A 24,327-nucleotide genomic window follows, 5' to 3' on the forward strand; every position below is an offset into this window, starting at 1 on the left:
CGCGGACCGGCGGGCCCGGCCGCCCGACTCGACTCCTCAGCTCCTGAGTTCCTCAGTTCCTCAGTTCCTCCGGGCACGGCGTCCCGCGCGGCAGCTGGTAGGGCGCCGCCAGCCGGTAGGTGCCGGGCCTCGGCGCGAGCAGCTCCGTCCACCGGTCGCCGTGCTCGTCCTCCTCCGCCGGCATCAGGCAGCCGTTGACGTTCTCGTACGTCTTCGGGGAGCCGTCGGGACGGTTCCGGGAGGCCTCCGTCTCCCGCGGGGCCTCCAGACTCCGGCCCTCCGCGTCGACGACGCTCAGCCACGGCGAGTACGGGATGCGGACGAGGACGCGGCCCGCCCGCCGCACGTCGAGCGTCATCCCGCCCTGTTCGGCCCGCTGCACGACCGCGTGCGGCCCGGCCAGCGGGGTGGGGTCGGTCACCTTGAACAGCTGCCAGTTCGCGTCGCCCCAGACCTGCTTCAGGTACGGCAGGCCCCGCTGCACCAGCTCCCGCTCCCGCTCGGCGCCGTCCCCGTCCGGATCGTCCTTCGGCACCACCACGAAGTGCACCGCCCAGCGCCGCAGCCACTCGTGGTAGTTGGCCGAGTTGAGGGTGCCGTCGTAGAAGAGCGGGTTGCGCTCCATGTCGGCCTGGCGGTTCCAGCCGCGGGCCAGGTTGACGTACGGGGCGAGCGCCGAGGCCTCGCGGTGGGAGCGGGCCGGGACCACCTCCACCCGGCCCTTCTCCGCGCCGACCTCCTGCAGTTCGTTGACCAGGGGCGCCAGCTCGCGCGCCCAGGCGGCGGCGGGCGTGGTGTGCACGACGTCGTCGACCGACTTGTAACCGATCCAGACGGTGAAGCCGGCGAAGGCGACGACGATCGCGTACCACCTGCGCGAGCGCGGCACCGCGAACGGCAGCGCGGCCGCCAGCGCCACCCCGGCGAACAGCATCGCCAGCCGGGTGATGTTCGAGCCGATCTGCGAGCTGATCAGCCACACCAGCACCACGCCCAGCCCGTACACGGCGGCCGTGAGCCGGACCGTCCGCCACGCGCGGGGCACGAGCAGGAGGACGAGCACCGAGTACGCCAGCGGCAGGATCGCCGAGGCGAACGTCATCGGCTGCGTCCCCGAGAACGGGAACAGCCACGCCGACACCGCCACCACGGCCGCCGGGGCGAGCCCCAGCGCCCAGGCGCCCGGAAGGCGCTTCTGCAGGAACAGGGCCACGGCCACCAGGCCGACGAACAGACCCGCCACCGGCGACGCCATGGTGGCCAGCGCGGCCAGCGGCGCCGCGCACAGCGCCTTCGCCCAGCGCCGGTACCGCCACCGGTACGGCCAGCAGAACACGACGGCGACCGCGCCCAGCGCGAACACGGTGCCGAGCCCGAACGTCACCCGCCCCGACACGGCGTTGCAGAACAGCGCGTACACGCCGGCCAGCGCGGGCCGCATCGGCCGCTCGACGGCCCCCCGGCTGCGCGTCAGGATCAGCGTCAGCAGCCCGGCCGACAGCGTGCCCGCGATCATCATCGTCGTACGGACCCCGAGCACCGACATCAGATACGGCGACACCACGCTGTACGACACCGGGTGCATCCCGCCGTACCAGGCCAGGTTGTACGCCGAGTCGGGGTGCCGGCCGACGAACTCCGCCCAGGCGTCCTGCGCCGCGAGATCGCCGCCGCTGTTGGCGAACGTGAAGAACCAGACCACGTGCAGCGCCCCGGCGAGCCCGGTGACGGTGAGCACCGGATGGCGCAGGAGACGGTCCCGGAGGCCCAGGAGAGCGGCCCTGGCACGGGAGGCCGGGGCGGCCGGCGCGGGACGGCCGCGATCCGCGTCGCGGCCGGGGGAGCGGTCCGGCGCGTCGTGGTCGTGGTCGTGGTCCGGGCCGCCGGTGGTGCGGTCCCGGTCCGGGCCGCCGGTGCGCAGGGGGACGCGGCTCATGGCGTCGTGGTCGGCGGCGCGCGGGACGCGCGGCTGTATTCGCGGGCCGCTCACCGGGCCCGGATCGGCGTCGTCGGCGCGTGTCGGTTCCGCAGTGGCCACCTGAAGGCACTCCCCGTGTCCCGCATTCCGTTCTCGGCCGCATCCCGTTCCCGTGCGGTTCACAGCCGCGTCCGTGCGACCGGCGACCTGTCCCGGTCCGGGACGCTAGCACGCGGGACGGGCCCCGCCGTGCCCGGTTCCGGCCGACCCGGCGGCCCGGAGCCGGGCCCCGCCCGGACACGCGGCGGCCGCCGCCCCCTCGGGGGCGACGGCCGCCGTACCGTTTCCCGCCGGCTTCCGGTCAGCCCAGACGGGTCAGCTTGTCCGTCCAGCCCGGTTCGGCCAGATCCCTCTGCAGGGCGACCGGGACCCGCACCGCGCCGCTGTCGCCGCCGTCGCCCACGGTCAGGGTGCCCACCTTGGTGCCGGCCCCGGCCGTGTGCGGCAGATCGTCCGCGGCGAACGTCAGCTCGACCTTCAGTCCGGCCCAGCCGACGGCCGTGACGTCCTCGGCGGCGACGACCGGCGTGTGGTTGCCGAGGCCGTCGTCGACGTAGCCGACCACGTCGCCCTTCTTCAGGATCGTCGCCGTGGCGAGCGCGTCCTGCGCGGCGCGGATCAGCTTGTCGCCCGCGTCCAGCGCGCCGCCGAGGATGGTGTTGTCCGCGCCGCCCTCCGGCTGCCGCACCACGGCGCCGACGATCCGGCGCGTCTCGCCGCCGATCTCCTTCTTCGCGGCGAAGACGAGGTTGCCGAGCGCCGAGGTGGTGGTGCCGGTCTTGATGCCGACGACGTCGTTGGAGCCGACCAGACGGTTCCAGTTGTCGTGCGGCTCGCCCTTGTAGTCGACGTACGACATCATCGCGGCGACCTCGCGGAACACGGGCTGCTCCATCGCCGCCTTGGCCAGCTTCACCTGGTCCACGGCCGTGCTCACCGTCGTGTTGTTCAGCCCCGACGGGTCGGTGTACGTCGTGTTGGTCATGCCGAGGTCCTCGGCGGCGTCGTTCATCTTCTGCACGAACGCCTTCTCGGACCCCGCGTCCCAACGGGCCAGCAGCCGCGCCACGTTGTTCGCGGACGCGATCAGGATGCCCTCCAGCGCCTCCCGCTGGGTGATCGAGTCGCCGGCGAACACGTTGACGGTCGACTCCTGCCCGGCGTCCGACTGGTCCTCGGCGGCCTGGTCGATCTTGATCTTCGGGCCCTCGGCGCCGCTCTTCAGCGGGTGGTCCCGCAGGATCAGATAGGCCGTCATGACCTTGGCGACACTGGCGATCGGCACGGGCTTCTGCGCACCCGACGAGCCGAACGAACCGATGCCCTGCACATCCAGCGCGGCCTGCCCGTCGGACGGCCACGGGATGTCGACCGCGCCGCCCTCGAAGGTGTAGGTGGAGTCGGCGGTGAGCTGGAGCGTGGGCTCCGGCAGCGGACGCACGGTCTGTACGACCGCGAAGACGATCAGCAGCAGCAGGACCAGCGGCGTCCAGATCTTGACCCGCCGCGCCAGCGTCCGCAGCGGGGTGGGCGGGGGCGGCGGAGTGTTCGTCAGCTCGGCCAGCAGGTCCAGCGGCGGCTTCGGCGGCAACGGCTGCTGCGTGGTGCGCTCCGGCCCGACCTGCGGCACGGGCGCGGTGGCGTCCGCCGGGGGCACCGCGGACGGCGCCGTGGTGGCATCGCCCGGCCTCGGCCTCCGCGTCGAGGGGTCGTCGAGCGGCTTGAGCGCGACGAACCTGCTGGTCCGCTCGGCCTCCTGCTCGGCCGTCTTCCCGGCCTCCTGCCCGGCCGTCTTCCCGGGGGCCTTCTCCGCGGGCTTCCCGGGGGTTTTGCCGGTGCCCTCGGCGGGGGCCTTGCGGGCGTCCTCGGCGGCGCCACCGGCGGGCTTCCCGCCGGAGGTCCTGCCCGCGTTCCCGGCCGCGCCACCCACCTTGAGCATGGTGGTGGGCTGGTCGACGCCGGAACCGGAAGGCCGTACGGCCTTGAAGACGGTGGTCGGCTGGTCGACGGCCGTCTCGTCGGCCCCGGACGCGCCGGAGGACTTCGCCGCGGGGCCCCCGTCGCCGTCCTCGCCGTCCGCTCCGGCTCCGGTCCCGGGCGCGTCGTCCGGCTCGGGCGTGTCGTCCGGCTCGGGTGCGCCACCCCGCTCGGGCGTGTCGTGCGAGCCGTCCCGGTCGTCGTCCCCGGCTCCGGGCGTGTCGTCCGCCCGGGTCCCCGAGCCGGCGCCGCTCCTGCCGGACTCGCCGGCCTTCCGGGCGGCGTCGGCCTTCCGGGCGGCGTCGGCCCCGGGCGCGGCCTCGTCGGCCGCGTCGCCCGCGGCCGCGTCGCCCGCGGCCGCCTCGTCCGCGGCCGCGTCGCCGTTCTCGGCCTCCGTGCGGCCCGTACGGCCCGTGACGTCCTCAGAGCCCTCCGCCCCGCCGTCCCGGGCCTGCCGGGCCTCCTGCGCGGCCTCAGCGGCCTTCTCGCCGCCCCGGGCGGTCTCCTCGCGGCCGCCGGGCGCCTCGGGCGCCTTCGAGCCGGGGGAACCGGAGCCCTCCGCCTGCCCGGAACCGGAACCCGCGTCCTCTACGCCCCCGTTCGTCCCGGCGTCCCGCGTGTCCTCGTCCTCCCCGGCCTCCGGGGCCACTTCACGCACCGACAGCACCCGGGTGGCCGTGTCGACGCCCCCGTGCGCCGTGGTCGCCGTCTCCCGGGCCACCGCCAGCCGCGGGTCGCGCCGCTCCGCCGTACCGCTCTCCTCGGTCCTCGCCTCGGGAACCGGACCCGCGCTCCCCGACGTCGGTTGTGCCGACGACTCGCGCTGCTTCGAACTGTCGGGGGACTCGCCCGCCACCGATGCCTCCTCCATGCGCCGCACGCACCGCGTGCGCCTACCGAACCCGAACGGTGTACCGCCCGCCCGGACAACAGCTCCACCGCGCTGTCCGAACCATGTACCAGTGTCCTGTGTGCGGACCTGACCGAGGCGGTAGACGAGAACGACATACCTGCCGGTTCCCTCACAAACAGGTCACGTGCCCTCGACAGACCAATGTGAGAGGGGTCACCCTGTCATTCATCCACGCGGGGAGGCATGGATGGGCAGGAGCCGCAGAACACTTCCGGAGGAGCTTCTGCTGCTGGCACTGGACCCGGCCACGGGTACCACTGCGCAGCCGCAGTCGCTCGACCTCGGTCTGGCCGGAGCGCAGCTAGTGGAGCTGGCGCTGGCCGGACGGATAGCCCCAGACGGGGATCGTATCGCCGTGGTGGTGCCACGGCCGACAGGAGATCCAACTCTGGACAGCGCGTTGGAGCTGCTGCGCAGGCGCGGCGCTCCGGTACGGGCCGTCCACTGGATCGGCGGGCCCCGTCTCGGGCTCCGCCAGACCTACCTCTCGCATCTGGAGCGGTGCGGCATGGTGCACGCCGTGGAAGGCCAGATGTGCGGGGTGCTGCCGACGACTCGCTACCAGGCGACGGACAACGCCATCAGCCGGGAGATCAGGGCCCGGCTGGATTCCGCGATCCGCACCGGCGTACCGCCGGACCCGCGGACGGCGGCGCTCGCCGCGCTGGCGCACGCGGTCGGCCTCGGCAAGCACCTGTATCCGGGCAACGAGGGCCGCTCGTCGCGTTCCCGGCTACGGGACCTGATCCGGCACGACCCGATGGGCGGCCTCGTGGCGCACGCCGTGATGGACGTCCAGAACGGCGCGGCGGCCCAGCCGCGCCGCGGTTCGGCCTCGGCCGGCCGGCCGGCCGCCGGCGGGGCCGGGCCCGCGGCGGAACCCGCACGCGGCGTTCCGATGCAGCCGCGCCGCGGATCCATGGCGCGTGCCGTGGCCCACTGAGCCGCGGCCCACTGAGCCGCGACCCGCGGCAGGGCGCCGCCCCCGGCACCACAGCACCACCACAGCACCACCCCCACGCACCACCAGCGCACGGCAGAGAGCCGCACCGCAAGTCCCCGGGACCCGGTACGGGAGCCGCTGGTCCGCGCGGGGCGACGCGACCGTACGTCCGGACGACGACTCGGTCCGCCGCCCCGCGCGGCCGTATGCGCGGGGGCCCCGAACTGGCGTGTACGCGGCGCTTGTCGCTCATTTTCCAGCGGTAGCAAGCCCCTTGGTGGCAGTCTGCTGAACAGCAGATACGCAAAGCGGCAAGTTCGAGGCACGCAGCCGGAGGTGCACGTCCCGTGGCGTCCAACGTCAATCCCACCGTCAGGCGGCGCCGGCTGGGCCAGGAGCTGCGCAGGCTCCGCGAGCTCAAGGGCATGACCGCCGAGGAGGTGGCGGAGCGACTGCTGGTGTCGCAGTCGAAGATCAGCCGTCTGGAGAACGGCCGGCGCAGCATCAGCCAGCGTGACGTCCGCGACCTGTGCGGGGTCTACGAGGTCGAGGACCAGCGGATCGTCGAGTCGCTGATGCAGATGGCCAAGGACTCCCGCCAGCAGGGCTGGTGGCACGCCTTCGGGGACATCCCGTACAGCGTGTACATCGGCCTGGAGACGGACGCGGAGTCGCTGCGGGTCTACGAACCCCAGATCATCACCGGCCTGCTGCAGACCCGCCCGTACGCCGAGGCGCTCATCCAGGGGGCCCTGCCGGAGACCCCGCCCGCCGACATCGAGAAGCGGGTCCAGGTGCGGATACGGCGGCAGGAACGCATCACCGCCGAAACCGGTCCGCTGCGGCTGTGGGTGGTCCTGGACGAGGCCGCGCTGCGCCGGGTGGTGGGCAGCCGCCAGGTGATGCGCGAGCAGTTGGAGCACGTCGCCGAGATGTCGCAGCTGCCGCACATCACCGTGCAGGTGCTGCCCTTCGACGTCGGGGCGCACCCCGGCATCAACGGCCAGTACTCCATCCTGGAGTTCGCCGACGCGGCCGATTCGAGCGTGGTGTACATCGAGGGCGTGACCAGCGACCTCTACCTGGAGAAGGCGCACGACGTGCAGAAGTACACGGTGATGTACGAGCACCTGCGGGCACAGGCCCTGAACGTGGACCAGTCGCGCCAGCTCATCGAGGACGTGGCGAAGGAATACGCGCGCTGAGACACCGCCGATTCCCCGGCTTTTCCAGCGGCCGGCGCGGGATGGTACACCCGCGGATCATCACGCTGGAAGGCTCGTCTGGAATATGGCATCCGGTCGAGTGAATGGCTGCTCCGGTGGAGGAAATCAGCGAGTAGCGTCGATTGCGCCAACGAGTCAGACGACCTTGGCGCACTCCGCACCGCGGTCCCGGACAGGGATCCGTGGCGCGACGACAGCAATTCAGCAACTCGCCACCGGAGCAAACATGGCAATTCTTCAGGGCGCCACGGAAACCTGGACGAAGTCCTCCTACTCGGGAGGCAACGGCGCGTGCGTCGAGGTCAAGTCCCCCGCCGTGACGGCACTGGTCGTCCGCGACTCCAAGGTTCCCGAGGGTCCGACCCTGGCCTTCCCCGCCGCCGCGTGGAAGGCCTTCGTTACCTCGGTCAAGGCCTGACGACCCCTCGGCAAACAGCGACAAGCGACACCGCGGAGCCCTCTCGACCAGTTCGCCGTCCTAGCCGAGAGGGCTCGGCCACCACCCCGGCCGCCCCACCGGAAATCCCCGCCGCGCACCGGGTCCTCCACCCCCGGCCGCCGCGCACTCCGCCCGATCCGCCCGATCCGCGCAGTGCACCTCCCCGCACGATCCGCTCGGCGTCGACCTCCGAGCGGCGACCCGCTCCTCCACCGCCCCGAACGCGCCCGCACCCCGCCGACAGGCTCCCGCGCCCCGCTGATCCGCGGATGAGCCGACCACCGGCCGACCCCACCCGCCGCCGTCCGCCAGATCCGCCCGTCCTGGGCCCACGCCCGCGCCGCCGTCCGCCGGGGTTGCCCGTGCTCGGCCCGCGCCCCCGCCGCCGGCTCCTCGGCCCGCGCCGGGCCGGCGTCCGAGCCGGTCGTACCGCTGCAGCGCCGTGGCCGGAATCCGGGCCCGTGCGGCGGACGCCCCGACGGCGCGCAGGCCGTCGACCCCGACGGCGCCCCGGCACCGGACGGCCCGTTCCGCCCGGTGCCGAGGACGTTCCGCCCCCTGGGGGGCGAGGCCGACGCCCGCCTAGGCGAGCGCGCCCTCGACGGCGGCCACGACCTCGGGCGCCTCCGGCTCGGTCTGCGGCGAGAACCGCGCCACCACGGCCCCGTCCCGGCCGATCAGGAACTTCTCGAAGTTCCAGCGGATGTCCCCGCTGTGCCCCTCCGCGTCCGCGAACCCGACCAGACGCTCGTACAGCGGATGCCGCCCCGCCCCGTTGACCTCGATCTTCTCGGTCATCGGGAAGGTCACGCCGTACGTCGCCGAGCAGAACTCCGCGATCTCCTCGGCGCTGCCGGGCTCCTGCCCGAGGAACTGGTTGCAGGGCACGCCGAGCACGGTGAAACCGCGCTCCGCGTACCGCTCGTGCAGCCGCTCCAGACCGGCGTACTGCGGGGTCAGCCCGCACTTGGAGGCCACGTTCACGACGAGCACGACCTTGCCCGCGTACCGGCCGAGGTCCGCCGGACCGCCCTGGAGGGAGCCGATCTCGACGTCGAGGGGAGAGGAACCGGTGTTCTCTGCAGTCGTCATGCGCGGATGCTAGCCCCGCGACCCGGCGCTCCCGTGCCCGGGCCGCAGGACGAGCCGCCCCGAGGCCCGGCCCGTACGGTCGCCGCGCCCGGCCCGCGGCCCGTACGAGCACCTCACCGGCCGCCCGCGGCCCCATCTGCGGTCGCCTCGCCCTCGCCCGCGCCCGCGGCCCGTACGGACGTCCCGCCCCCGCCCCCGGCCGCGGCCCGTACGAGCACCTCCCCGGCCGCCGTCCGCGAGTACAGCACCGACCGTCCGGCGCGCCGCCGCTCCACCAGCCCGGCGTCCAGCAGCACCCGCAGATGGCGGCCGACCGAACCGAGCCCCTGACCGGTCACCGCGACCAGCTGACTGGTGCTTATGGGGGAGGCGAGCAGCACCAGCACGCGTGCGCGCGCCGCGCCGAGCAGCGCGCCCAGGCTCGCCGGGACGGGCCGGGCCCCGTCGTCGGCGAGCACGCCGGCGCACGGGTAGACGACCGCGTACCGCTCGTCCCCCTCCCACGACACCCAGCCGTGCCGCTGCGGGGTGACCGGGACGAAGGCCAGCTCGGCGCCGGAGATCTCGCGCGGCGGATACGCGTGCCGGTTGACCTGGAACCGGTTCCCGCCGAGCCAGCGCGTGCCCGGCCGCAGCGCGTCCAGCACGGCCGCCCAGCCGTCCCGGCTCACCCGCGTGGCCCGCGCGACGACGTCCGCCTCCAGGACGCGGCGGCGCCGGGGCCAGGTGGGCCGTACGGCCTCGGCCCAGACGTACTCCAGGAGCGCGGCGGCCCGCTCGGGCAGGTCGTCGCGGTCCAGCTCGGCGGGGAGCGGCCCGGCCAGGGAGACGGTGAGATGGGCGCGGGCCCGGTCGGGGCAGGCCGCGCGGACCCGCGCGACCTCCTCCTCGAAGGTCTCCCGGGCGGCGCGCGGAGTGGGGGTGAGGAAGTCGGCGATCCAGTCCCGGCCGAGTCCGCAGCGCACCAGCAGCGCCGTCACCGGGTCGGCGGCCAGCCGGCGCCGGTAGCCGGGCAGATGGGCCTCCAGCCAGGCCCGCTCCCCGGGATGCGCGGCCACACCCGCGTGCAGCAGCTTCAGACAGGCGAAGGTCTCGGCGAACGGCGAGAGCACGAACCGGCTGCGCGCGAGCGTGTCGGCGCTGACCTGCCACCAGCCCATGGACCCCCCGAAGACCTTTCGCGCCCGCGCGAAACACTAACGGCCCGCTCCCGGGCCGCCACAGACTCCGGCGCATGCGCAGTTACCGCCACCTGTTCCGCACCCCCGAGTTCACCCCGCTCTTCCTCGCCTCGGCCGCCCAGACCGTGGCACAGACGGTCGGCGGCCTGGCCCTGGGCACACTGGTGTACCGGGCGACCGACTCGCCGCTGCTGTCCGCGCTGAGCATGTTCGGCCCCTCGCTCGCGCAGGCGCTCGGTGCGGCCCTCCTCCTCTCGGGCGCCGACCGCCTCCCCCCACGGGCCACGACGACGGGCATCGCCCTCGCCTTCGCCGGCACCACGGCGCTGCTCGCCCTGCCCGGCCTGCCGCTGTGGGCGGCCTTCGCCGTCCTCCTCGCCCAGGGCCTGACCGCCTCGCTCGGCGGCGGCGTCCGCTGGGGACTGCTGAACGAGATCCTCCCCGCGGACGGCTACCTCCTGGGCCGTTCCGTCTTCAACATCATGAGCGGGGTCATGCAGGTCGCCGGCTACGCCACGGGCGGCGTCCTGGTGGCGGCCCTGACCCCGCGCCGGTGCCTGCTGCTCGCGGCGGCCCTGTACGGCGCGGCGGCGGCCGTCCACCGCCTCGGCCTCACCCGCCGCCCACCGCGCGCCTCCGACCGCCCCTCCGTCGCGGCGACCTGGCGCACGAACGCCCTGCTCTGGTCGTCCCCGCCCCGCCGCCGCGTCTACCTGGCCCTGTGGATCCCCAACGGCCTCGTCGTCGGCTGCGAGGCGCTCTACGTCTCCTACGCCCCCGAGGCCGCCGGCACGCTGTTCGCCTGCGCCGCGGCCGGGATGCTCGCCGGGGACGTCGCGGTGGGCCGCCTGGTCCCGGCCCGGCTGCGCCCACGCCTGGGCACACCGCTGCTCCTGCTGCTGGCGACGCCGTACGTGTTCTTCGCCCTGCACCCGCCGCTGCCGCTGGCCGCGGTCCTCGTCACGGTGGCGTCCACCGGCTTCGGCGCGAGCCTCGTCCAGCAGGAACGCCTGATGTCCCTGACACCCGCCGAACTCTCCGGCCACACCCTCGGACTGCACTCCGCGGGCATGATCACCCTGCAGGGCGTGGCCGCGGCCGCGGCGGGCACGGTGGCCCAACTGACGTCACCAGCGACGGCGATGACGGTGATGGCGCTCGGATCGGCGGGGGTGACGACGGCACTGGCGGCAGCGGACCGGCGGTACGCGCGGCGGCGTACGGCGGCGGCCGGGGCGTGGCGGGCCGGTGGCGCTCGAGGGGCCGCCCGGGGCGCGCGCCGGAGGGTGTGAGTCCGGGTGTGGGGTGGTGGGGCGCGGGATACCTGCGGTTCGTGCGGTTGTCGACGAGAGTGCGTGATGTTGATCGGGCGGTGACCACCCGAGTGGCCTCCCGGGTTCCGGACGATGTCGGCAGGGTGCTGTCGGCAGTGGAGGAGGCGGCGCAGGGCACCAAGCTGTGGTGCGGCGCGGCGGCGGCGATGGCCTGGTTCGGGGGGCGGCGCGGCCGGAAGGCCGCGGTCACCGGGCTGGCCGCCGTCGCGGTGGCGCAACTGCTGGCCAACGGCCTGGGCAAGCAGCTCACCGACCGCCCCCGGCCGCCCCGGGAGTGGATCCCCCACGACGGGGTCGACGACCGTCCCGACTCCTCCTCCTTCCCGTCCGGGCACACCGCCGCCGCGGTGGCCTTCACCGCGGCGGTCGCGCGGTCCTGGCCGCAGGCCGGCGGCGTCTGCGCCGTACCGGCGGCGATGGTGGCCGTCGAGCGGGTGCAGAGCGGCGCCCACCATCCCAGCGACGTCGTCACCGGCGCCGCCGTGGGCCTGGCCGGTGCCTGGCTGGTCCGGCGCGCTCCTCGCCTGTGGCTGCGGCAGCGGCTGTGGCGGCGCCGTGCCCGCGCCTTTCCCGGGTGAAGGACTTGTGCGAGCTGCCCTGAACCGGGTCGTTCGGGGTACCCGTGGGTCCACCAGGTGCGACGGGCCCGGGTACGGCCCGGGTGGCACGGACCAGAAGACGGGAGGTGATCGTCGTGTCGAGTGCGCAGACGCACACCGGGACCGGGCGAGACCGGCATGACTCCGGTGCGGAGCCGGTGAGCGAGCTGGTGCAGCGGGCCTCGCAGCAGCTGACGGAGCTGGTGCGCGGCGAACTCAGGCTCGCGCAGGCGGAGATGAAGGAGAAGGGCAAGCACTACGGCAAGGGCGGCGGCCTGTTCGGCGGCGCCGGCGTCGTCGGCTTCCTGACCCTCCAGGCGCTGGTGGCCACCGCCATCGCCGCTCTGGCGGTGCCGCTGCCCGTATGGGCCGCCGCGCTGATCATGACGGCCGTACTGGGCGTGATCACCGCGGTCCTGGCCCTCACCGGCAAGAAGCAGATCGGCCAGGGCACCCCGCCCGCCCCCGAGCAGACCATCGACAGCGTCAAGGCCGACGTGGCCGAGATCAAGGAGAGTGCACAGCGATGACCCAGCCCCCTCACGACGAACGGACCGCCGCCGGCCCCGAGGAACTGCGGGAGCAGGTCGAGCAGACCCGTCAGGAGCTCGGTCGGACGGTGGAGGCGCTGGCGGGGAAGACGGACGTCAAGGCCCGGCTCCAGGAGAAGAAGACCCTGGCTCAGGAGAAGGCGGCCCAGGTCAGGCAGCAGGCCGGCGTCAAGGCCGGAGAGCTGAGGACCAGGGCCACCGACGTCGCGCACCAGGTGCAGGGCAAGGTGCAGGACAAGGTGCCCGACCCGGTGAAGGCCAAGGCGGCGCAGGCCGCCGAGCAGGCGCGGATCAAGGCCGCCCAGGCCGGGCAGGCGATCCAGGAGAAGGCCCCGGAGCCGGTGCGGCAGCAGGCGGCCCGGACCGCCGAGGCGGCCCGCGGCAACCGCACCTGGCTGCTGGCCGCGGCCGGCACCGCGGTCGTCGTGTGGCTGGCCTGCCGCCGCGGGAAGAAGTGAGCCGGCGGCACCGGTGAGGGCGCCGGGAGCGCCCCCGGACGCACCGGACGGCCCCTCGGGCGACGATCGCCCGGGGGGGGGCCGTCCGGCGCCCTCCCCGCTCCCGGCGGGCCCGGCCCGCGCTCACCCCGGGGCGGCCGCACCGGCCTCGGCCGGGTGTCAGGCGCCGACGTAGGCCGCGAGGTGTTCGCCGGTGAGGGTGGAGCGGGCGGCGACGAGGTCGGCGGGGGTGCCCTCGAAGACGATCCGGCCGCCGTCGTGGCCCGCGCCGGGACCGAGGTCGATGATCCAGTCGGCGTGCGCCATGACCGCCTGGTGGTGCTCGACGACGATGACCGACCGGCCGGAGTCGACGAGCCGGTCGAGCAGGCCCAGCAACTGCTCGACGTCGGCGAGGTGGAGACCGGTGGTCGGCTCGTCGAGCACGTGGACGAGCCGGTCGCCGCCCTTGTCCGCCATGTGGGCGGCCAGTTTGAGCCGCTGCCGCTCACCGCCGGACAGCGTGGTGAGCGGCTGGCCGAGGGTGAGGTAGCCGAGCCCGACGTCGGCGAGCCGGCCGAGGATGGTGTGCGCGGCCGGTATGCGCGCCTCGCCGGCGCCGAAGAACTCCTCGGCCTCCGCCACCGGCATCGCCAGCACCTCGCTGATGTCCTTGCCGCCGAGGCGGTACTCCAGCACCGACGCCTGGAACCGCCTGCCCTCGCACTCCTCGCAGGGGACGGCGACACCGGCCATCATCGCCAGGTCGGTGTAGACGACGCCGACGCCGTTGCAGGTGGGGCAGGCGCCCTCGGAGTTGGCGCTGAACAGCGCCGGTTTCACGCCGTTGGCCTTCGCGAACGCCTTGCGGACCGGGTCGAGCAGTCCGGTGTACGTCGCCGGGTTGCTCCGCCGGGAGCCGCGGATCGGCGACTGGTCCACCGACAGCACGTCCGCCGAGGCCGGGAGGGAGCCGTGGACGAGCGAGCTCTTGCCGGAACCGGCGACGCCGGTGACGGCCACCAGCACCCCGAGCGGGATGTCGACGTCGACGTTTCGCAGGTTGTGCGTCGTCGCGCCGCGGATCTCCAGCGTGCCGGTGGGCTCGCGCACCGTCTTCTTCAGGGCGGCCCGGTAGCCGAGGTGACGGCCGGTGAGGGTGCCGCTGGCCCGCAGCCCCTCGACGGTGCCCTCGAAGCAGACGGTGCCGCCCGCCGTGCCGGCGCCGGGGCCGAGGTCGACGACGTGGTCGGCGATCGCGATCGTCTCCGGCTTGTGCTCCACCACGAGCACCGTGTTGCCCTTGTCCCGCAGCCGCAGCAGCAGGCTGTTCATCCGCTGGATGTCGTGCGGGTGCAGGCCGATGGTCGGCTCGTCGAAGACGTAGGTGACGTCGGTCAGCGAGGAGCCGAGGTGGCGGATCATCTTGACGCGCTGCGCCTCGCCGCCCGAGAGCGTGCCGGACGGCCGGTCCAGCGAGAGGTAGCCGAGGCCGATCTCCGTGAACGAGTCGAGGGTCTGCCGCAGCGCGGCGAGCAGCGGCGCCATCGTCGGATGCCTGCGGCTCGCGGAGTCCGGGGAGGGGGCGTCCAGGCCGCGGACCCACTCGGCCAGGTCACTGATCTGCAGGGCGCACGCGTCGGCGATGCTGATCCCGTCGATCTTCGACGACCGGGCCGCCTCGCTGAGCCGGGTCCCGTCGCACTCGGGACAGGTGGTGAAGGTGACCGCCCGGTCCACGAACTCCCGGATGTGCGGCTGCATCGCCTCCCGGTCCTTGGCCAGGAACGACTTCCGGATCTTGGGGATCAGCCCCTCGTAGGTCAGGTTGATGCCCTCGACCTTGATCTTGGTCGGTTCCTTGTGGAGCAGGTCGTGCAGCTCCTGCCCGGTGAACTCGCGGATCGGCTTGTCCGGGTCGAAGAAGCCGCAGCCGCTGAAGATGCGGCCGTACCAGCCGTCGACGCTGTAGCCGGGGATCGTGAGCGCGCCCTCGTTGAGCGACTTGCCGTCGTCGTACAGCTGCGACAGGTCGAAGTCGGTGACCGAGCCCCGGCCCTCGCAGCGCGTGCACATGCCGCCGGTGCGCTGGTAGGTCGCCTTCACCGCCTTCTTGGCGCCGCGCTCGACGGTGATCGCGCCGCTGGCCCGGACCGAGGCGGTGTTGAAGGAGTACGCGCTGGGCGGGCCGATGTGCGGCTGCCCGAGCCGGCTGAAGAGGATGCGCAGCATGGCGTGGGCGTCGGTGACGGTGCCGACCGTGGAACGGGGGTCGGCGCCCATCCGCTGCTGGTCCACGCTGATCACGGTCGTCAGCCCGTCGAGCACGTCGACCTCGGGCCGGGCCGGCGTCGGCATGAAGCCCTGCACGAAGGCGCTGTACGTCTCGTTGATCAGCCGCTGCGACTCCGCCGCGATCGTGTCGAACACCAGCGAGCTCTTGCCCGATCCGGAGACGCCGGTGAACACCGTCAGCCGGCGCTTCGGAATCTCGACGCTGACGTCCTTGAGGTTGTTCTCGCGCGCGCCGTGCACGCGGATCAGATCGTGGCTGTCGGCGACGTGCGGCGCGGACGACCGCGCCTCCGCCCTCGGGGCCATGCTCATCGTGTCTCCATCCGTGGGGCGGAGCCGCCTTCACGGCCTCCGCCGGCGCCGCCCGATCCGGTCCGGTCCGGCCCGGACCCGAGCAGCACGTCCGGTGCTCCTGCGTCTGTTCCGCTGTGTCCGTCTCTCTCCGTCCGGTCCCCCCCGCGGCGGCACGGCCTCCCGGCGGACGCCCCGACGCCACCGGCCGGGGCCGGTCGGGGCGATGCGACGCCCCAGCCGGCTGACCATGGCCGGAAGCCGTGCCCCGGTGCAAGAAGCGGACCATCCGGGCCGGGGAATTCCAGCCACGGCCTCCGGGCCCGGACCATCCGGGCCCGGAGCTCACCGCTTGCGGGACTGGGTGAAGCGCAGCATGTTGCCGGAGGGGTCGCGGAAGGCGCAGTCACGGACGCCGTACGGCTGGTCCATCGGCTCCTGCAGCACCTCGCCGCCCGCGGCGCGGATGCGTTCGAAGGTGGCGTCGCAGTCGTCGGTCTGGAAGATGACACCGCGCAGCAGGCCCTTGGCCAGCAGTTCCGCCACGGCCTGCCGGTCGGCCGGCGAGGCGTTCGGGTCCGCGAGGGGCGGTTCGAGGACGATGTCCACATCGGGCTGCGACGGCGACCCGACGGTCACCCAGCGCATCCCCTCGAACCCGACGTCGTTGCGCACCTCCATGCCGAGAACGTCCCGGTAGAAGGCGAGCGCCTGGTCGTGGTCGTCGACGGCGACGAAACACTGCGAAAGCTTGATGTCCATGCGCGTCACGCTACGGGCGGGGAGACGGCCGCGGCTTCTCCATTCCTGACCGGTCGCGTGTAGATCTTGGCGATGCAGGCCGGGACGGCGGCGCCCTCGTCATGACGGCGGGCCCGGTACGCGCTCGGGCTCTCGCCGACCAGCTCGGTGAACCGCGAGCTGAACGACCCCAGCGAGGTGCAGCCGACCGCGAAGCAGACCTCCGTCACCGTCAGGTCGCCCCGCCGCAGCAGCGCCTTGGCCCGTTCGATCCGGCGCGTCATCAGATAGCTGTACGGCGTCTCCCCGAAGGCGGCGCGAAAGCTGCGGGAGAAGTGGCCCGGCGACATCAGGGCGACACGCGCCAGCGCCGGAACGTCGAGCGGCTTGGCGTAGTCGCGGTCCATCACGTCACGGGCCCGGCGTAGCCGGACGAGGTCCTCCAGCATCACCCGACCACCTTCCCACGGCACCGGGCGCTCCGGGGGCGCTCGGCAGTACCGGGGGCGCCCGGCCGGGCGCCCCCGGCCGCCGGGGGCGCGATCCGCCCCTGCCTCATGTACTCGGCCGTACCTGAGTACTCCCGCTCTGGCCGGTGACCGGGTGAGCCGAAACGCTGGCGGCATGAGCCAAGGAATGCAGAAGCCCGTTCGACGACTGCTGCCGGTACTCGTGCCGGCCGGGGTGTCACTGGTGGCGTGGGCCGCCTGGCTGGGCTGGGACCAGCATCGCGACGTGCACCCCGACGGCACGACGACCGGCCCGTACGAGGCGTGGCAGGTGATCGGACTGGTGCTGACCCTGCTGATACCGGTGTACTGGGCGGCCTCCCGGCGCCACGTCATCGGCGCCGCGTTCGGCACCGCGGCCGGCCTGACCGTTGCCACCTGCTACGACTGGTCGGACGATGCCAGCGGCCTCTTCGCGATCGGCGTGCTGATGGTCATGGTGGGGAGCTTCGCCGCGACCGCCGCGGTCGCCGCCGTGATCGCCTCCGTGAAACGAGACGTGCGGTGGACCGGCGCCTGACGCCACACCGTCCGGGAGGGCCGGCGTCCGGCGCCGTCGATGCCGCCCGTGGACGTCGGCACGGCGCACCCGCGCTCGCCGGCACGATGGACCCGTGATCGATCCGGAACGCGTCAAAGCGGAGAGCAGGGCCTACTTCCGAGCACTCGACGAGAACGCCACCCTGCGGCACCACTTCCGCCACGCCGACGAGGAGGGCGGTTCGTGGTACCTCGAGGCCGTACCCGACGGCGGCGAGCTGATCGTCGTCAAGCAGGCCGAGCTGACTCCGGCCGGCCGGTGCCACCGGTACAGCTGGGAGCACCTGGAGGACGACCACGGCTTCCTGACGGACCAGGCGATCGACCCCGAGGCCGACCCGCTGGAGAGCATCTCGGCCGAGGAGTTCCAGCGGGTGTGGACTCGGTGAGCGGCCCCGTCCCGGACTTCCGGCTGCGGGCTCGCCGCGCTCCGGAACGCCGGTCACGGGACCGCCGGTGGCCACCGGCGGTCGGCCGCGGCCCTGACGGGGGACGGTGCTCCGCTGCCGTACGGAAACGGCCGCCGCCCGCCCGCGTGGTTCGGGGCCGGGAACGATCGCTGCCGACGCAGGGGGAGGGGGCCCGCCGGATCGGTCCCGCGCAGGTGTTCCTCGCGGGACCGGACCGCGGGGCGGTGCCCCGGCCGCCGCTCCGCGCGACGCGGCCGGCGTTCGTTCACCCGGCCCGGCCGGTCCGTGCCCTCACGGGGTGCAGGCCTCCGCGATCGACAGGCTGTTCTCGTAGAGGTGGTGCCGGGTGATCCGGCCGTCCTCGACGGTGAGGCGCAGCGCGAACGGGCCCGCGAAGGACTTCCCCGTCGCACGTACGGTCCCCGACACGTGCCCCGTCAGGACGGCGTCGGTGCCGTCGACGAGGAAGGCGTCGACGGAGGCGCGCGCGTCCTCGGGCACGGTGTGCTCCATCAGGTCCGTGACCTGGGCGGCGCATTCGGCGGCGGTGGACCGCGGGCGGATCCACGGGACGGCGGGGTTCTCGGCGAGCAGCCAGTCGACCTCGTCGGCGAAGAGTTCGACGAGCCGCCCGGTGTCCCCGGCCATCCGGGCGGCGAGGAACTCCCGCACGACGGCCCGGGTGGCCTCGGCGACGGAACCCGCGGGGACGTCCGGACTCACCCCGGCGGCGACGGGCTTGGTGGACATGGCGCTCTCCTCACGGCTGCGACCGGCTCCCGGCGGGGACTCCCGCCGGTGTGCTCGACCCTGCCAGGGAAGGCAGCAGCGGTCGATTACCCACGGGGTAATGAGCAGCCGGCAGCGACAGGGCGGGACGGCGGCCGGAGAACGGCGGCGGTCGCACCGGGAGCGGCCCGCGGCACCACGCCGACACCGCCGCGGGCACCGCTTCCGCGGGGCGCCCGCGGCGGGCAGGAACCCCGGGTCCGGCAGGAACCGCGGCCTTTCCACGCCGTCCACCGTGCGTCCCCTCGACCGGCGACCGCGGGAGTCCCCGCGCCGTCCGACGGCTCACCGGGGACGTCGGACCCGCCGCCCACACGTTCCTCCGGCCGGCCGCCGGCTCCTCGCGCCCCCGTTCCTCGAGGAGCTGCCCGTCCGCGACAGGCTGCCCACGGCAGGGCGCGACACGCTGCCCACGGCAGGATGTGACACGCTGCCCACGGCAGGGCGCCGGGGCCCGTCCCATGGGCGAACTCCGCGCCGTCGCCGCCACGGTGGCCCGGACACAGCCGTATGGAGCGGCTGACCGACAGGGACCATCAGGGGCACGGGCCTTCCACGAGTCACTCGGATTCGCCGAGTCCGACGGGAAGGTCGTCCGCCGGGCCGGATCCGGCACCGCGTGAAGGGGGTAGGGGACCAGTGGAAGCAGAACGCTGCGACGAGTGCGGCGGCAGGATCGTCATCGGGCTCGGCTGCGAATGCCCGCCGGGCTCGTCCGCGCCGGCGTCGGCGGCCCCGCGTTCGGTGGGCGCGTCCGTGCGGACACAGTGGCGTACTCACCCGGAGGACACGATCCTGATCTCCCCGGCCCAGGTCGCGCACCGGCCCGGATGGTGCGACCACATGACCGAGGACGACGTACAGCCGCCGCGCTGGGGATGGATCCCCGATCCTCCGCCCGGCCTCTGGGAGCGGTTGAGCAGTGCTTCTCCGGCGACCGCCACCGCGGGCAATCCGAGGCGGCATGCCGTGCGAAGGTGCGCCACCTGTGAGGCGAACCTCGCGCAGAGCTGACCACCGCGCTGCGGCACCGCCCCGCTCCCGCTGCGGCGGGCGCGGCCCCGCACGTCGAAGGCCGCGCCCGCCCGCGTCGGGACCGGCAGGCGACGACGAGCCGCACGGAGGGCCGGCCGAACACGGCTCCGTCGGCGAGGGCGCTGTCCGGCGCGTCCACGGGACGGTCCGTGACCAGGGGTTCCCGGCCCGGGCCGGCCCCCGGGCGCGGATCCCCGGGGGCGGGTGCGCCTTCCGCCCGGTGTGGTCGATGTCAGCTGCGGACGCCGGGAACCGCCTGATCCGCGGCTCCTTCCGGACCGGTCGCCACCACGGGCACCGGCACCGGACGGGAACCGCCGGCCAGTGACTCCGCGCCGGCCACCACGACGACATCACCCAGTCGAGGCCGAGCGGCCATGGCGGACTCCAGCAGTCCGCTGGGCGAACTCGCCGACGACGGTGACGGCCGTGGCGGGGCGAGGCGGTGGAGCGGGCGCAGCCGGCGCTCCGCCGGCACCTCGGAAGCCCCGGCGAACGGAGCCCGGCGGGGCGTCGATCGGCCGGAGGACGGCCGCCCGGTCGTCGGGGAACGCGGCCGCTCGGTCCTTGAGCCGCCGCCGGACCCGTCGTTTCGCCCGCGGCGCGGGTCCGTGGTGCGATGGAACCGGGGGCGGAAAGGAGAACGACCATGCCCGCAGCGAAGCGAACGAGTGTCGCCGCCCCGGTGTCGGTCCGCCCGCTGGCCGAGCCGGACCTGGACCGGGCCGACGAGATCTTCAGGGTCGCCTTCGGGACCTTCCTCGGGGCCCCCGAGCCGGAGACCTTCTTCGGGACCGCCGACTATGTCCGCACCCGCTGGGCGGCGGATCCGCACGCGGCCTTCGCAGCGACCGTCGAGGGCGAGGTCGTCGGAACGAACTTCGCCACCGACTGGGGCAGCGTCGGGTTCTTCGGCCCGCTGACCGTACGCCCGGACCTGTGGGACCAGGGCATCGGCAGGCGCCTCATGGAACCGGTCATGGCCTGCTTCGACACCTGGGGAAACCGCCACCTCGGCCTGTTCACCTTCTCGCACAGCCCCAAGCACCTCGAGCTCTACCGCCGGTACGGTTTCTGGCCCCGATTCCTCACCGCCATCATGAAGAAGCAGGTCACCGCCGGTGCCGCGGTCCCCGGCCGGGTGCTGTACGGCGAGCTGACCGCCGCCGAGCGGCCCGCCGCGCTGAGCCTCGGCCGCGCGCTGACGGGGACCGTGTACGAGGGCCTGAGCCTGGAACGCGAGATCACGGCCGTACAGGCGCAAGGGCTCGGTGACACCCTCCTCCTCGAAGGCGCCGACGCCGGCCTCGACGGTCTGGCCGTCTGCCACTGCGGAGCGGGATCGGAGGCCGGTGAGGACGTGTGCTTCGTCAAGTTCGGAGCCGTACGCCCTGGCCCGGACGCCGCGGACCGGTTCGACCGACTGCTGGACGCGTGCGAGCAGCTGGCCACCGAGAAAGGACTGGGACAACTGGACGCCGGAATGAACCTGGCCCGCCAGGACGCCTACCGGCGCATGGCCGACCGCGGCTTCCGTACCTGGCTGCAAGGCGTGGCCATGCACAAGCCCAACGAACCCGGCTACAGCCACCCGGACGCCTACGTGATCGACGACTGGCGCTGAGACCACCGCCACCCCGGCTCCGGGGAAGACCCGATGCCGTCAGGAGACGACCGACACCAGGACTCCACGCCGGACGACCTGCCGCCGAGGTGGAGACAGGGCCTCGCCGGCTTCCCGCCGGGGCACGTGGCCACCGGCTCGCCGAGGCGCGCAAGCAGTCAGGGCTGACCCAGCGGGACGTGGCGACCCGGATGGGAGTCGGCGTCGCCAGGATCTCCCAGATCGAACACGGTGAGGGGGCCACCCCGGACGTCGTCGCCCACTACCTGGAGAGGCTCGGCGGGAGGCTGGATCCGGTCGCGGACTTCGGCGGCCACACCCTACGCATACCGGCCGGCGGCCATCAGGGCAGCGCGGCGGCGTGATCCTCTCCGGGGACGGCTCCGGGACGCGTCCGAACGGCCGTGAGTGAGACTGAACGAGACGGAAAGCGATACGGCCCGGCCGTGGGGCATCAGTAGCGGAAACGGGCGGTGTCGCCTTCGACGTGGATCAAGAAGTCGTCGATGCGCTCCGAGCCAGCGACCGCCACCAGGGCCAGCTGCAGCGCATCGACGGCTTCCAGGGCCTCGTCCACCGCAAGCTCGTTGCTGTCATCGCTCTCCACGGCTTGCGTCCACGCCGCCAAGACGGGGCGCACGGAATCCCAAGCCGCTGTGGCTGTGAAGCGGCAGTGAAGCCACGGCTGGTCGATGTGGTCGAGCAAGAGGGTTCCCACATGGGTGTCTCCCTGCATCAACCGCCAGGACCGATCAGTCACGGCTCCTCCCTCTCCCCGCGTCGTGGGCACCGTACACGCCGGCTGTGTCCACGCGAACGGGGTCCGGCCCGCTTTCCGTGAAGCGGTCGCACACTGTTCAGTGACGTCGGCCGCTGAGATGATCAATGCTCACCCATGGCTGAGGAGTCCGGGCCCAGATGAGTAGCTGGTCGCCAGAGGTGGACGAGGTGTTGAAGGCATCGGGATGGACGCCTGGACGGAAGGTGGACACGACCCGCTGGCGATCCATGTTCGAAGCAGTCGGCCTCGCCATGCACGACGCTGCGGAAGCCTTCCTGCAAGAGTTCGGCGGCTTGACCGTGAACGTCAGCGGGCCAGGGATCAGTTGTGCGCGCACGCCGTTCGAGCTGAACCCCGAACTGGCCTGGGGCGAGGATGACCGATTCACGGAGTGGGGCGAAGCGATCGGGCGCCATCTGTACCCGCTCGGCGAGCTGGACCACGGCCGATTCTTCCTGGGCATCGATGAAGCAGGCGTGATCTATCTCGTCGAGACCTGGGTCGCCTGCTTCGGACCGATGCCTCACGCCCTGGAGAACTTGGTTCTCGGCGTGGCTCCTCGCCGAATCGACGAGAGGTACGAGCCAGCGGGACAGCCGCCCTGACGCGTCGGTCGCCTGTAGAGCAGGACTCGCTCCCGGAGCAGCGGGAATCCGGCTCGGCCGAACATCTGCCGTTCGAGCATCTTGATCCGGTTGACGTGTCCCTCCACGACGCCCGAGTTCCAGGGCAGGGTGAGACCGGCGAGGACAGCGTCACGGTCGCGGTCGACGCCGGCGGCGAGGGTGTGAAGGCCGGGCAGCCTGTCGTTGCGGACGGCGTCGAGCCGCTCGGGCAGCCGCTGGCGGTGGCGCGCTCAGCCGGTCTTCGCCGACTCGTCGAAGAACCTGACGATCCGAGGCAGGGCTTGCCGCACCGATCCGTTGTGGTCGTACTCGCCGATGTCGGTCAGCCGGTGTGTGGCACCGTTCCTCGTCAACTGGTCGGCGCAGTACGCCGCGTGACTGATGTCGACGTCCTTGTCGCCCCGGCCGTGGAAGATCTCCACCGGTACGTTCGGCCGCCAGTCGCACGTGTTGTCCATCGGACGCAGTTTGTCCTTCAGGACACCGTCGGGCTTGCGGATCCTGTTCAGGAAGTCCTCGGTGAACAGGTCCTCGGAAGCCGCCGGGAGTTCGCTGACGATCTGCCCAGCGGTGTGATGGCCGTCGAAGAGACCCTCCACCTTGCTGTCGTAGGGGGAGCGGAAGACGTCGCCGGGCGACGTGTAGAGGCCGTACATCTTGTTCCAGGCGGTGACGAAGTAGGCGAGGTAGATGCCGGATTTGGCGATCTTGTCGTCGGCCGCGGCGGCCTCGAAGGCCGAAAGGTGGTAGGGACCGCTGACCGGGGCGAGTGCCCCCAGCCGGAAGGAGCGGTCGGCGCCCTCCTGCTGAAGCGCCCGGCCTACCAGCATGGTCGCGGGGCCGCCCTGCGAGAACCCGCTGACCTGGACCTTCCGCTTCAGCTCCCGGCCGTTCCGGTGGGCGAGGGTCCGGGCTGCGCGCAGGCCGTCCACCGAGGCCGCGACGGTGGCCCGAGGGTCACCGTAGGGGTGGAAGCCTTCGCCCGAGCCGAGGCCCACGTAGTCGGGTGCCGAAACGGCCCGCCCGGTCGAGGCGAACAGCAGGGCGACGAGCCGGTCGTTCGACTTCGGATTCTCCGAGGCGACGTCCTTGCGGTAGACGGTGGTGCCGTGCAGCCAGGAGACGGTGGACAGGTGGCGCGCCCCGTTCTTGGGGAGGACGACGAGCTGGCTCGCGGTCGTGGGGGCGCCCGCGCTGTCAGTGGTGCGGTAGATGACCCGATAGGCGGTCACGCCGTAGCGGACCTGGGAGGAGTCGATCTTTCCCCGGAGTTCCCCGGCCACTTCCTCCGCTGTGAGATCGGCCGCTTGCTCGACGGAGACGACGGCCCCGCCTCGTGCCCGCTCGCTGTGGGAGCCGGCCGCCGCCGAGACCGGAGCCACCAGGGCGGACACACTGCCGAGGACCGCCGCACCAGCCAGAATCCGGATACTTGTGCGTCGTAAAATCATGGATGGATCATGCCCGTCGGCCGCTCCGCCGGGACATGGAGCGATCCCCCGGACCTCAGAGGGGGAAACCCCCTCGGGGGCCCGTAGGGGATCCCGAGGGGTGTGGGGAGCGGACCGTACAGTTCGGCAGCGGACGGGTCGGGCCGAGGGCGGGGGCCACCAGGGCTTCGTCCGGGACGTCGATGGGCGGTGCTGTGTCACGCGACCCGTCGGACACGCCCTGAGAGATGGGGCTCCAGACCTGGTAGCGCGTAGTGGCACGGGTGTGGCACGGGTGCGGCACGACCCCCGGAACGTCGAAGGGTCGGCCTCGGAGGAAACTTCTCCCGAGTCGGCTCTTCCCTCCGTGCCCCCGGCACGAGTCGGACCTGCGACACCCGCTTCAGGACCCGTGGGCCAGGCGTACTCGGCCATCAGTGGATCATGACGTCCTGGGGCTGGCGCCTGGAGGAGGCGGGCAAACCTTGACGGGACGAACCGATCGGCCCGTCCCTGGCACGGTGTGACCACCGTGCCAGGGACGAGCCGGGCTTCTTGCCGGGTGGCCTTCCAAGGTGCTGACGAC

22 protein-coding genes are annotated in these 24,327 nt (G+C 73.2%); 12 read left to right on the forward strand and 10 right to left on the reverse strand.

What is annotated here, in order from left to right:
- Positions 1-52: 52 nt before the first annotated feature.
- Together ABD363_RS13745 and ABD363_RS13750 are read right to left on the reverse strand one after the other, a co-directional pair.
- On the reverse strand, positions 53-2,038 hold the full coding sequence (locus ABD363_RS13745) for an MFS transporter (protein ID WP_344603059.1): 1,986 nt from the start codon (positions 2,036-2,038) through the stop codon (positions 53-55).
- A 241-nt stretch (positions 2,039-2,279) separates the two neighbouring features.
- Positions 2,280-4,826 carry a D-alanyl-D-alanine carboxypeptidase gene (locus tag ABD363_RS13750; protein ID WP_344603060.1) on the reverse strand — a complete coding sequence of 849 codons (2,547 nt, stop codon included), beginning with the start codon at positions 4,824-4,826 and terminating at the stop codon, positions 2,280-2,282.
- Between the two features lie 229 nt (positions 4,827-5,055).
- Between ABD363_RS13750 and ABD363_RS13755 the strand changes: the two genes are divergently transcribed.
- The 3 genes from ABD363_RS13755 to ABD363_RS13765 all read left to right on the forward strand — a co-directional run bounded on the left by ABD363_RS13755 (position 5,056) and on the right by ABD363_RS13765 (position 7,455).
- The gene (locus ABD363_RS13755) at positions 5,056-5,811 is read left to right on the forward strand and encodes a GOLPH3/VPS74 family protein (protein ID WP_344603062.1); all 756 of its coding nucleotides are present in this window, start codon (positions 5,056-5,058) and stop codon (positions 5,809-5,811) included.
- A 347-nt stretch (positions 5,812-6,158) separates the two neighbouring features.
- Positions 6,159-7,016, forward strand: a complete 858-nt coding sequence (locus tag ABD363_RS13760) for a helix-turn-helix domain-containing protein (RefSeq protein ID WP_344603064.1) — start codon at positions 6,159-6,161, stop codon at positions 7,014-7,016.
- Between the two features lie 247 nt (positions 7,017-7,263).
- Positions 7,264-7,455: a DUF397 domain-containing protein gene (locus tag ABD363_RS13765; protein ID WP_344603065.1), complete on the forward strand. Its 192-nt coding sequence runs from the start codon at positions 7,264-7,266 to the stop codon at positions 7,453-7,455.
- A 603-nt stretch (positions 7,456-8,058) separates the two neighbouring features.
- Here the strand turns inward: ABD363_RS13765 and ABD363_RS13770 are convergent.
- The gene (locus ABD363_RS13770) at positions 8,059-8,568 is read right to left on the reverse strand and encodes a glutathione peroxidase (protein ID WP_344603067.1); all 510 of its coding nucleotides are present in this window, start codon (positions 8,566-8,568) and stop codon (positions 8,059-8,061) included.
- Between the two features lie 113 nt (positions 8,569-8,681).
- On the reverse strand, positions 8,682-9,728 hold the full coding sequence (locus tag ABD363_RS13775; RefSeq protein WP_344603069.1) for a winged helix-turn-helix domain-containing protein: 1,047 nt from the start codon (positions 9,726-9,728) through the stop codon (positions 8,682-8,684).
- A gap of 74 nt (positions 9,729-9,802) precedes the next feature.
- Between ABD363_RS13775 and ABD363_RS13780 the strand changes: the two genes are divergently transcribed.
- The 4 genes from ABD363_RS13780 (at position 9,803) to ABD363_RS13795 (ending at position 12,691) form a co-directional block, all read left to right on the forward strand.
- Positions 9,803-11,041 (forward strand): MFS transporter, encoded by a 1,239-nt coding sequence (locus ABD363_RS13780; RefSeq protein ID WP_344603071.1) that lies wholly within the window; start codon positions 9,803-9,805, stop codon positions 11,039-11,041.
- Between the two features lie 80 nt (positions 11,042-11,121).
- Positions 11,122-11,661 carry a phosphatase PAP2 family protein gene (locus ABD363_RS13785; RefSeq protein WP_344603073.1) on the forward strand — a complete coding sequence of 180 codons (540 nt, stop codon included), beginning with the start codon at positions 11,122-11,124 and terminating at the stop codon, positions 11,659-11,661.
- A gap of 179 nt (positions 11,662-11,840) precedes the next feature.
- Positions 11,841-12,212, forward strand: coding sequence for a phage holin family protein (locus tag ABD363_RS13790; protein ID WP_344603075.1), 372 nt, complete (start codon positions 11,841-11,843; stop codon positions 12,210-12,212).
- A complete protein-coding gene (locus tag ABD363_RS13795; protein WP_344603076.1) occupies positions 12,209-12,691 on the forward strand; it encodes a DUF3618 domain-containing protein in 483 nt (160 codons plus the stop codon). The genes ABD363_RS13790 and ABD363_RS13795 overlap by 4 nt, the downstream gene beginning before the upstream one ends.
- Positions 12,692-12,850: 159 nt before the next feature.
- Here ABD363_RS13795 and ABD363_RS13800 read toward each other — a convergent pair whose 3' ends face one another.
- The 3 genes from ABD363_RS13800 to ABD363_RS13810 form a co-directional block, all read right to left on the reverse strand.
- Positions 12,851-15,277: an excinuclease ABC subunit UvrA gene (locus ABD363_RS13800; protein WP_344603078.1), complete on the reverse strand. Its 2,427-nt coding sequence runs from the start codon at positions 15,275-15,277 to the stop codon at positions 12,851-12,853.
- 324 nt (positions 15,278-15,601) lie between these two features.
- Positions 15,602-16,018: a VOC family protein gene (locus ABD363_RS13805; protein ID WP_344603080.1), complete on the reverse strand. Its 417-nt coding sequence runs from the start codon at positions 16,016-16,018 to the stop codon at positions 15,602-15,604.
- Between the two features lie 5 nt (positions 16,019-16,023).
- Positions 16,024-16,446 (reverse strand): helix-turn-helix transcriptional regulator, encoded by a 423-nt coding sequence (locus tag ABD363_RS13810; protein ID WP_344603082.1) that lies wholly within the window; start codon positions 16,444-16,446, stop codon positions 16,024-16,026.
- A gap of 175 nt (positions 16,447-16,621) precedes the next feature.
- Here ABD363_RS13810 and ABD363_RS13815 point away from each other — a divergent pair, with 175 nt between their 5' ends.
- Together ABD363_RS13815 and ABD363_RS13820 are read left to right on the forward strand one after the other, a co-directional pair.
- The gene (locus ABD363_RS13815; protein WP_344603084.1) at positions 16,622-17,026 is read left to right on the forward strand and encodes a hypothetical protein; all 405 of its coding nucleotides are present in this window, start codon (positions 16,622-16,624) and stop codon (positions 17,024-17,026) included.
- A 94-nt stretch (positions 17,027-17,120) separates the two neighbouring features.
- Positions 17,121-17,435 (forward strand): hypothetical protein, encoded by a 315-nt coding sequence (locus ABD363_RS13820; RefSeq protein ID WP_344603085.1) that lies wholly within the window; start codon positions 17,121-17,123, stop codon positions 17,433-17,435.
- Between the two features lie 312 nt (positions 17,436-17,747).
- Here the strand turns inward: ABD363_RS13820 and ABD363_RS13825 are convergent, their stop codons facing one another.
- A complete protein-coding gene (locus ABD363_RS13825; RefSeq protein ID WP_344603087.1) occupies positions 17,748-18,206 on the reverse strand; it encodes a nuclear transport factor 2 family protein in 459 nt (152 codons plus the stop codon).
- 1,723 nt (positions 18,207-19,929) lie between these two features.
- Here ABD363_RS13825 and ABD363_RS13830 point away from each other — a divergent pair.
- Both ABD363_RS13830 and ABD363_RS13835 read left to right on the forward strand, forming a co-directional pair.
- Positions 19,930-20,904 carry a GNAT family N-acetyltransferase gene (locus ABD363_RS13830; protein ID WP_344603089.1) on the forward strand — a complete coding sequence of 325 codons (975 nt, stop codon included), beginning with the start codon at positions 19,930-19,932 and terminating at the stop codon, positions 20,902-20,904.
- Positions 20,905-20,993: 89 nt separating this feature from the next.
- Positions 20,994-21,269 (forward strand): helix-turn-helix domain-containing protein, encoded by a 276-nt coding sequence (locus ABD363_RS13835; RefSeq protein ID WP_344603091.1) that lies wholly within the window; start codon positions 20,994-20,996, stop codon positions 21,267-21,269.
- A gap of 89 nt (positions 21,270-21,358) precedes the next feature.
- Here the strand turns inward: ABD363_RS13835 and ABD363_RS13840 are convergent, their stop codons facing one another.
- Positions 21,359-21,664 (reverse strand): hypothetical protein, encoded by a 306-nt coding sequence (locus tag ABD363_RS13840; RefSeq protein WP_344603093.1) that lies wholly within the window; start codon positions 21,662-21,664, stop codon positions 21,359-21,361.
- Between the two features lie 158 nt (positions 21,665-21,822).
- On the opposite strand from ABD363_RS13840, the gene ABD363_RS13845 reads away from it, so the two are divergent.
- Positions 21,823-22,290: an SUKH-3 domain-containing protein gene (locus ABD363_RS13845; protein WP_344603094.1), complete on the forward strand. Its 468-nt coding sequence runs from the start codon at positions 21,823-21,825 to the stop codon at positions 22,288-22,290.
- A gap of 251 nt (positions 22,291-22,541) precedes the next feature.
- Here ABD363_RS13845 and ABD363_RS13855 read toward each other — a convergent pair whose 3' ends face one another.
- On the reverse strand, positions 22,542-23,762 hold the full coding sequence (locus ABD363_RS13855) for a lipase family protein (protein ID WP_344603096.1): 1,221 nt from the start codon (positions 23,760-23,762) through the stop codon (positions 22,542-22,544).
- Between the last annotated feature and the right edge of the window lie 565 nt (positions 23,763-24,327).

The sequence above is a fragment of the Streptomyces glaucus genome, assembly GCF_039533365.1.
Taxonomy (GTDB): domain Bacteria; phylum Actinomycetota; class Actinomycetes; order Streptomycetales; family Streptomycetaceae; genus Streptomyces; species Streptomyces glaucus.

Coding starts and splice junctions, on each gene's coding strand:
- ABD363_RS13780 (WP_344603071.1), top strand. CDS start 9,803: ATGCGCAGTTACCGCCACCTGTTCCGCACCCCCGAGTTCACCCCGCTC.
- ABD363_RS13805 (WP_344603080.1), bottom strand. CDS start 16,018: ATGGACATCAAGCTTTCGCAGTGTTTCGTCGCCGTCGACGACCACGAC.
- ABD363_RS13770 (WP_344603067.1), bottom strand. CDS start 8,568: ATGACGACTGCAGAGAACACCGGTTCCTCTCCCCTCGACGTCGAGATC.
- ABD363_RS13815 (WP_344603084.1), top strand. CDS start 16,622: ATGAGCCAAGGAATGCAGAAGCCCGTTCGACGACTGCTGCCGGTACTC.
- ABD363_RS13825 (WP_344603087.1), bottom strand. CDS start 18,206: ATGTCCACCAAGCCCGTCGCCGCCGGGGTGAGTCCGGACGTCCCCGCG.
- ABD363_RS13855 (WP_344603096.1), bottom strand. CDS start 23,762: ATGATTTTACGACGCACAAGTATCCGGATTCTGGCTGGTGCGGCGGTC.
- ABD363_RS13810 (WP_344603082.1), bottom strand. CDS start 16,446: ATGCTGGAGGACCTCGTCCGGCTACGCCGGGCCCGTGACGTGATGGAC.
- ABD363_RS13750 (WP_344603060.1), bottom strand. CDS start 4,826: ATGGAGGAGGCATCGGTGGCGGGCGAGTCCCCCGACAGTTCGAAGCAG.
- ABD363_RS13795 (WP_344603076.1), top strand. CDS start 12,209: ATGACCCAGCCCCCTCACGACGAACGGACCGCCGCCGGCCCCGAGGAA.
- ABD363_RS13775 (WP_344603069.1), bottom strand. CDS start 9,728: ATGGGCTGGTGGCAGGTCAGCGCCGACACGCTCGCGCGCAGCCGGTTC.
- ABD363_RS13800 (WP_344603078.1), bottom strand. CDS start 15,277: ATGAGCATGGCCCCGAGGGCGGAGGCGCGGTCGTCCGCGCCGCACGTC.
- ABD363_RS13830 (WP_344603089.1), top strand. CDS start 19,930: ATGCCCGCAGCGAAGCGAACGAGTGTCGCCGCCCCGGTGTCGGTCCGC.
- ABD363_RS13755 (WP_344603062.1), top strand. CDS start 5,056: ATGGGCAGGAGCCGCAGAACACTTCCGGAGGAGCTTCTGCTGCTGGCA.
- ABD363_RS13845 (WP_344603094.1), top strand. CDS start 21,823: ATGAGTAGCTGGTCGCCAGAGGTGGACGAGGTGTTGAAGGCATCGGGA.
- ABD363_RS13765 (WP_344603065.1), top strand. CDS start 7,264: ATGGCAATTCTTCAGGGCGCCACGGAAACCTGGACGAAGTCCTCCTAC.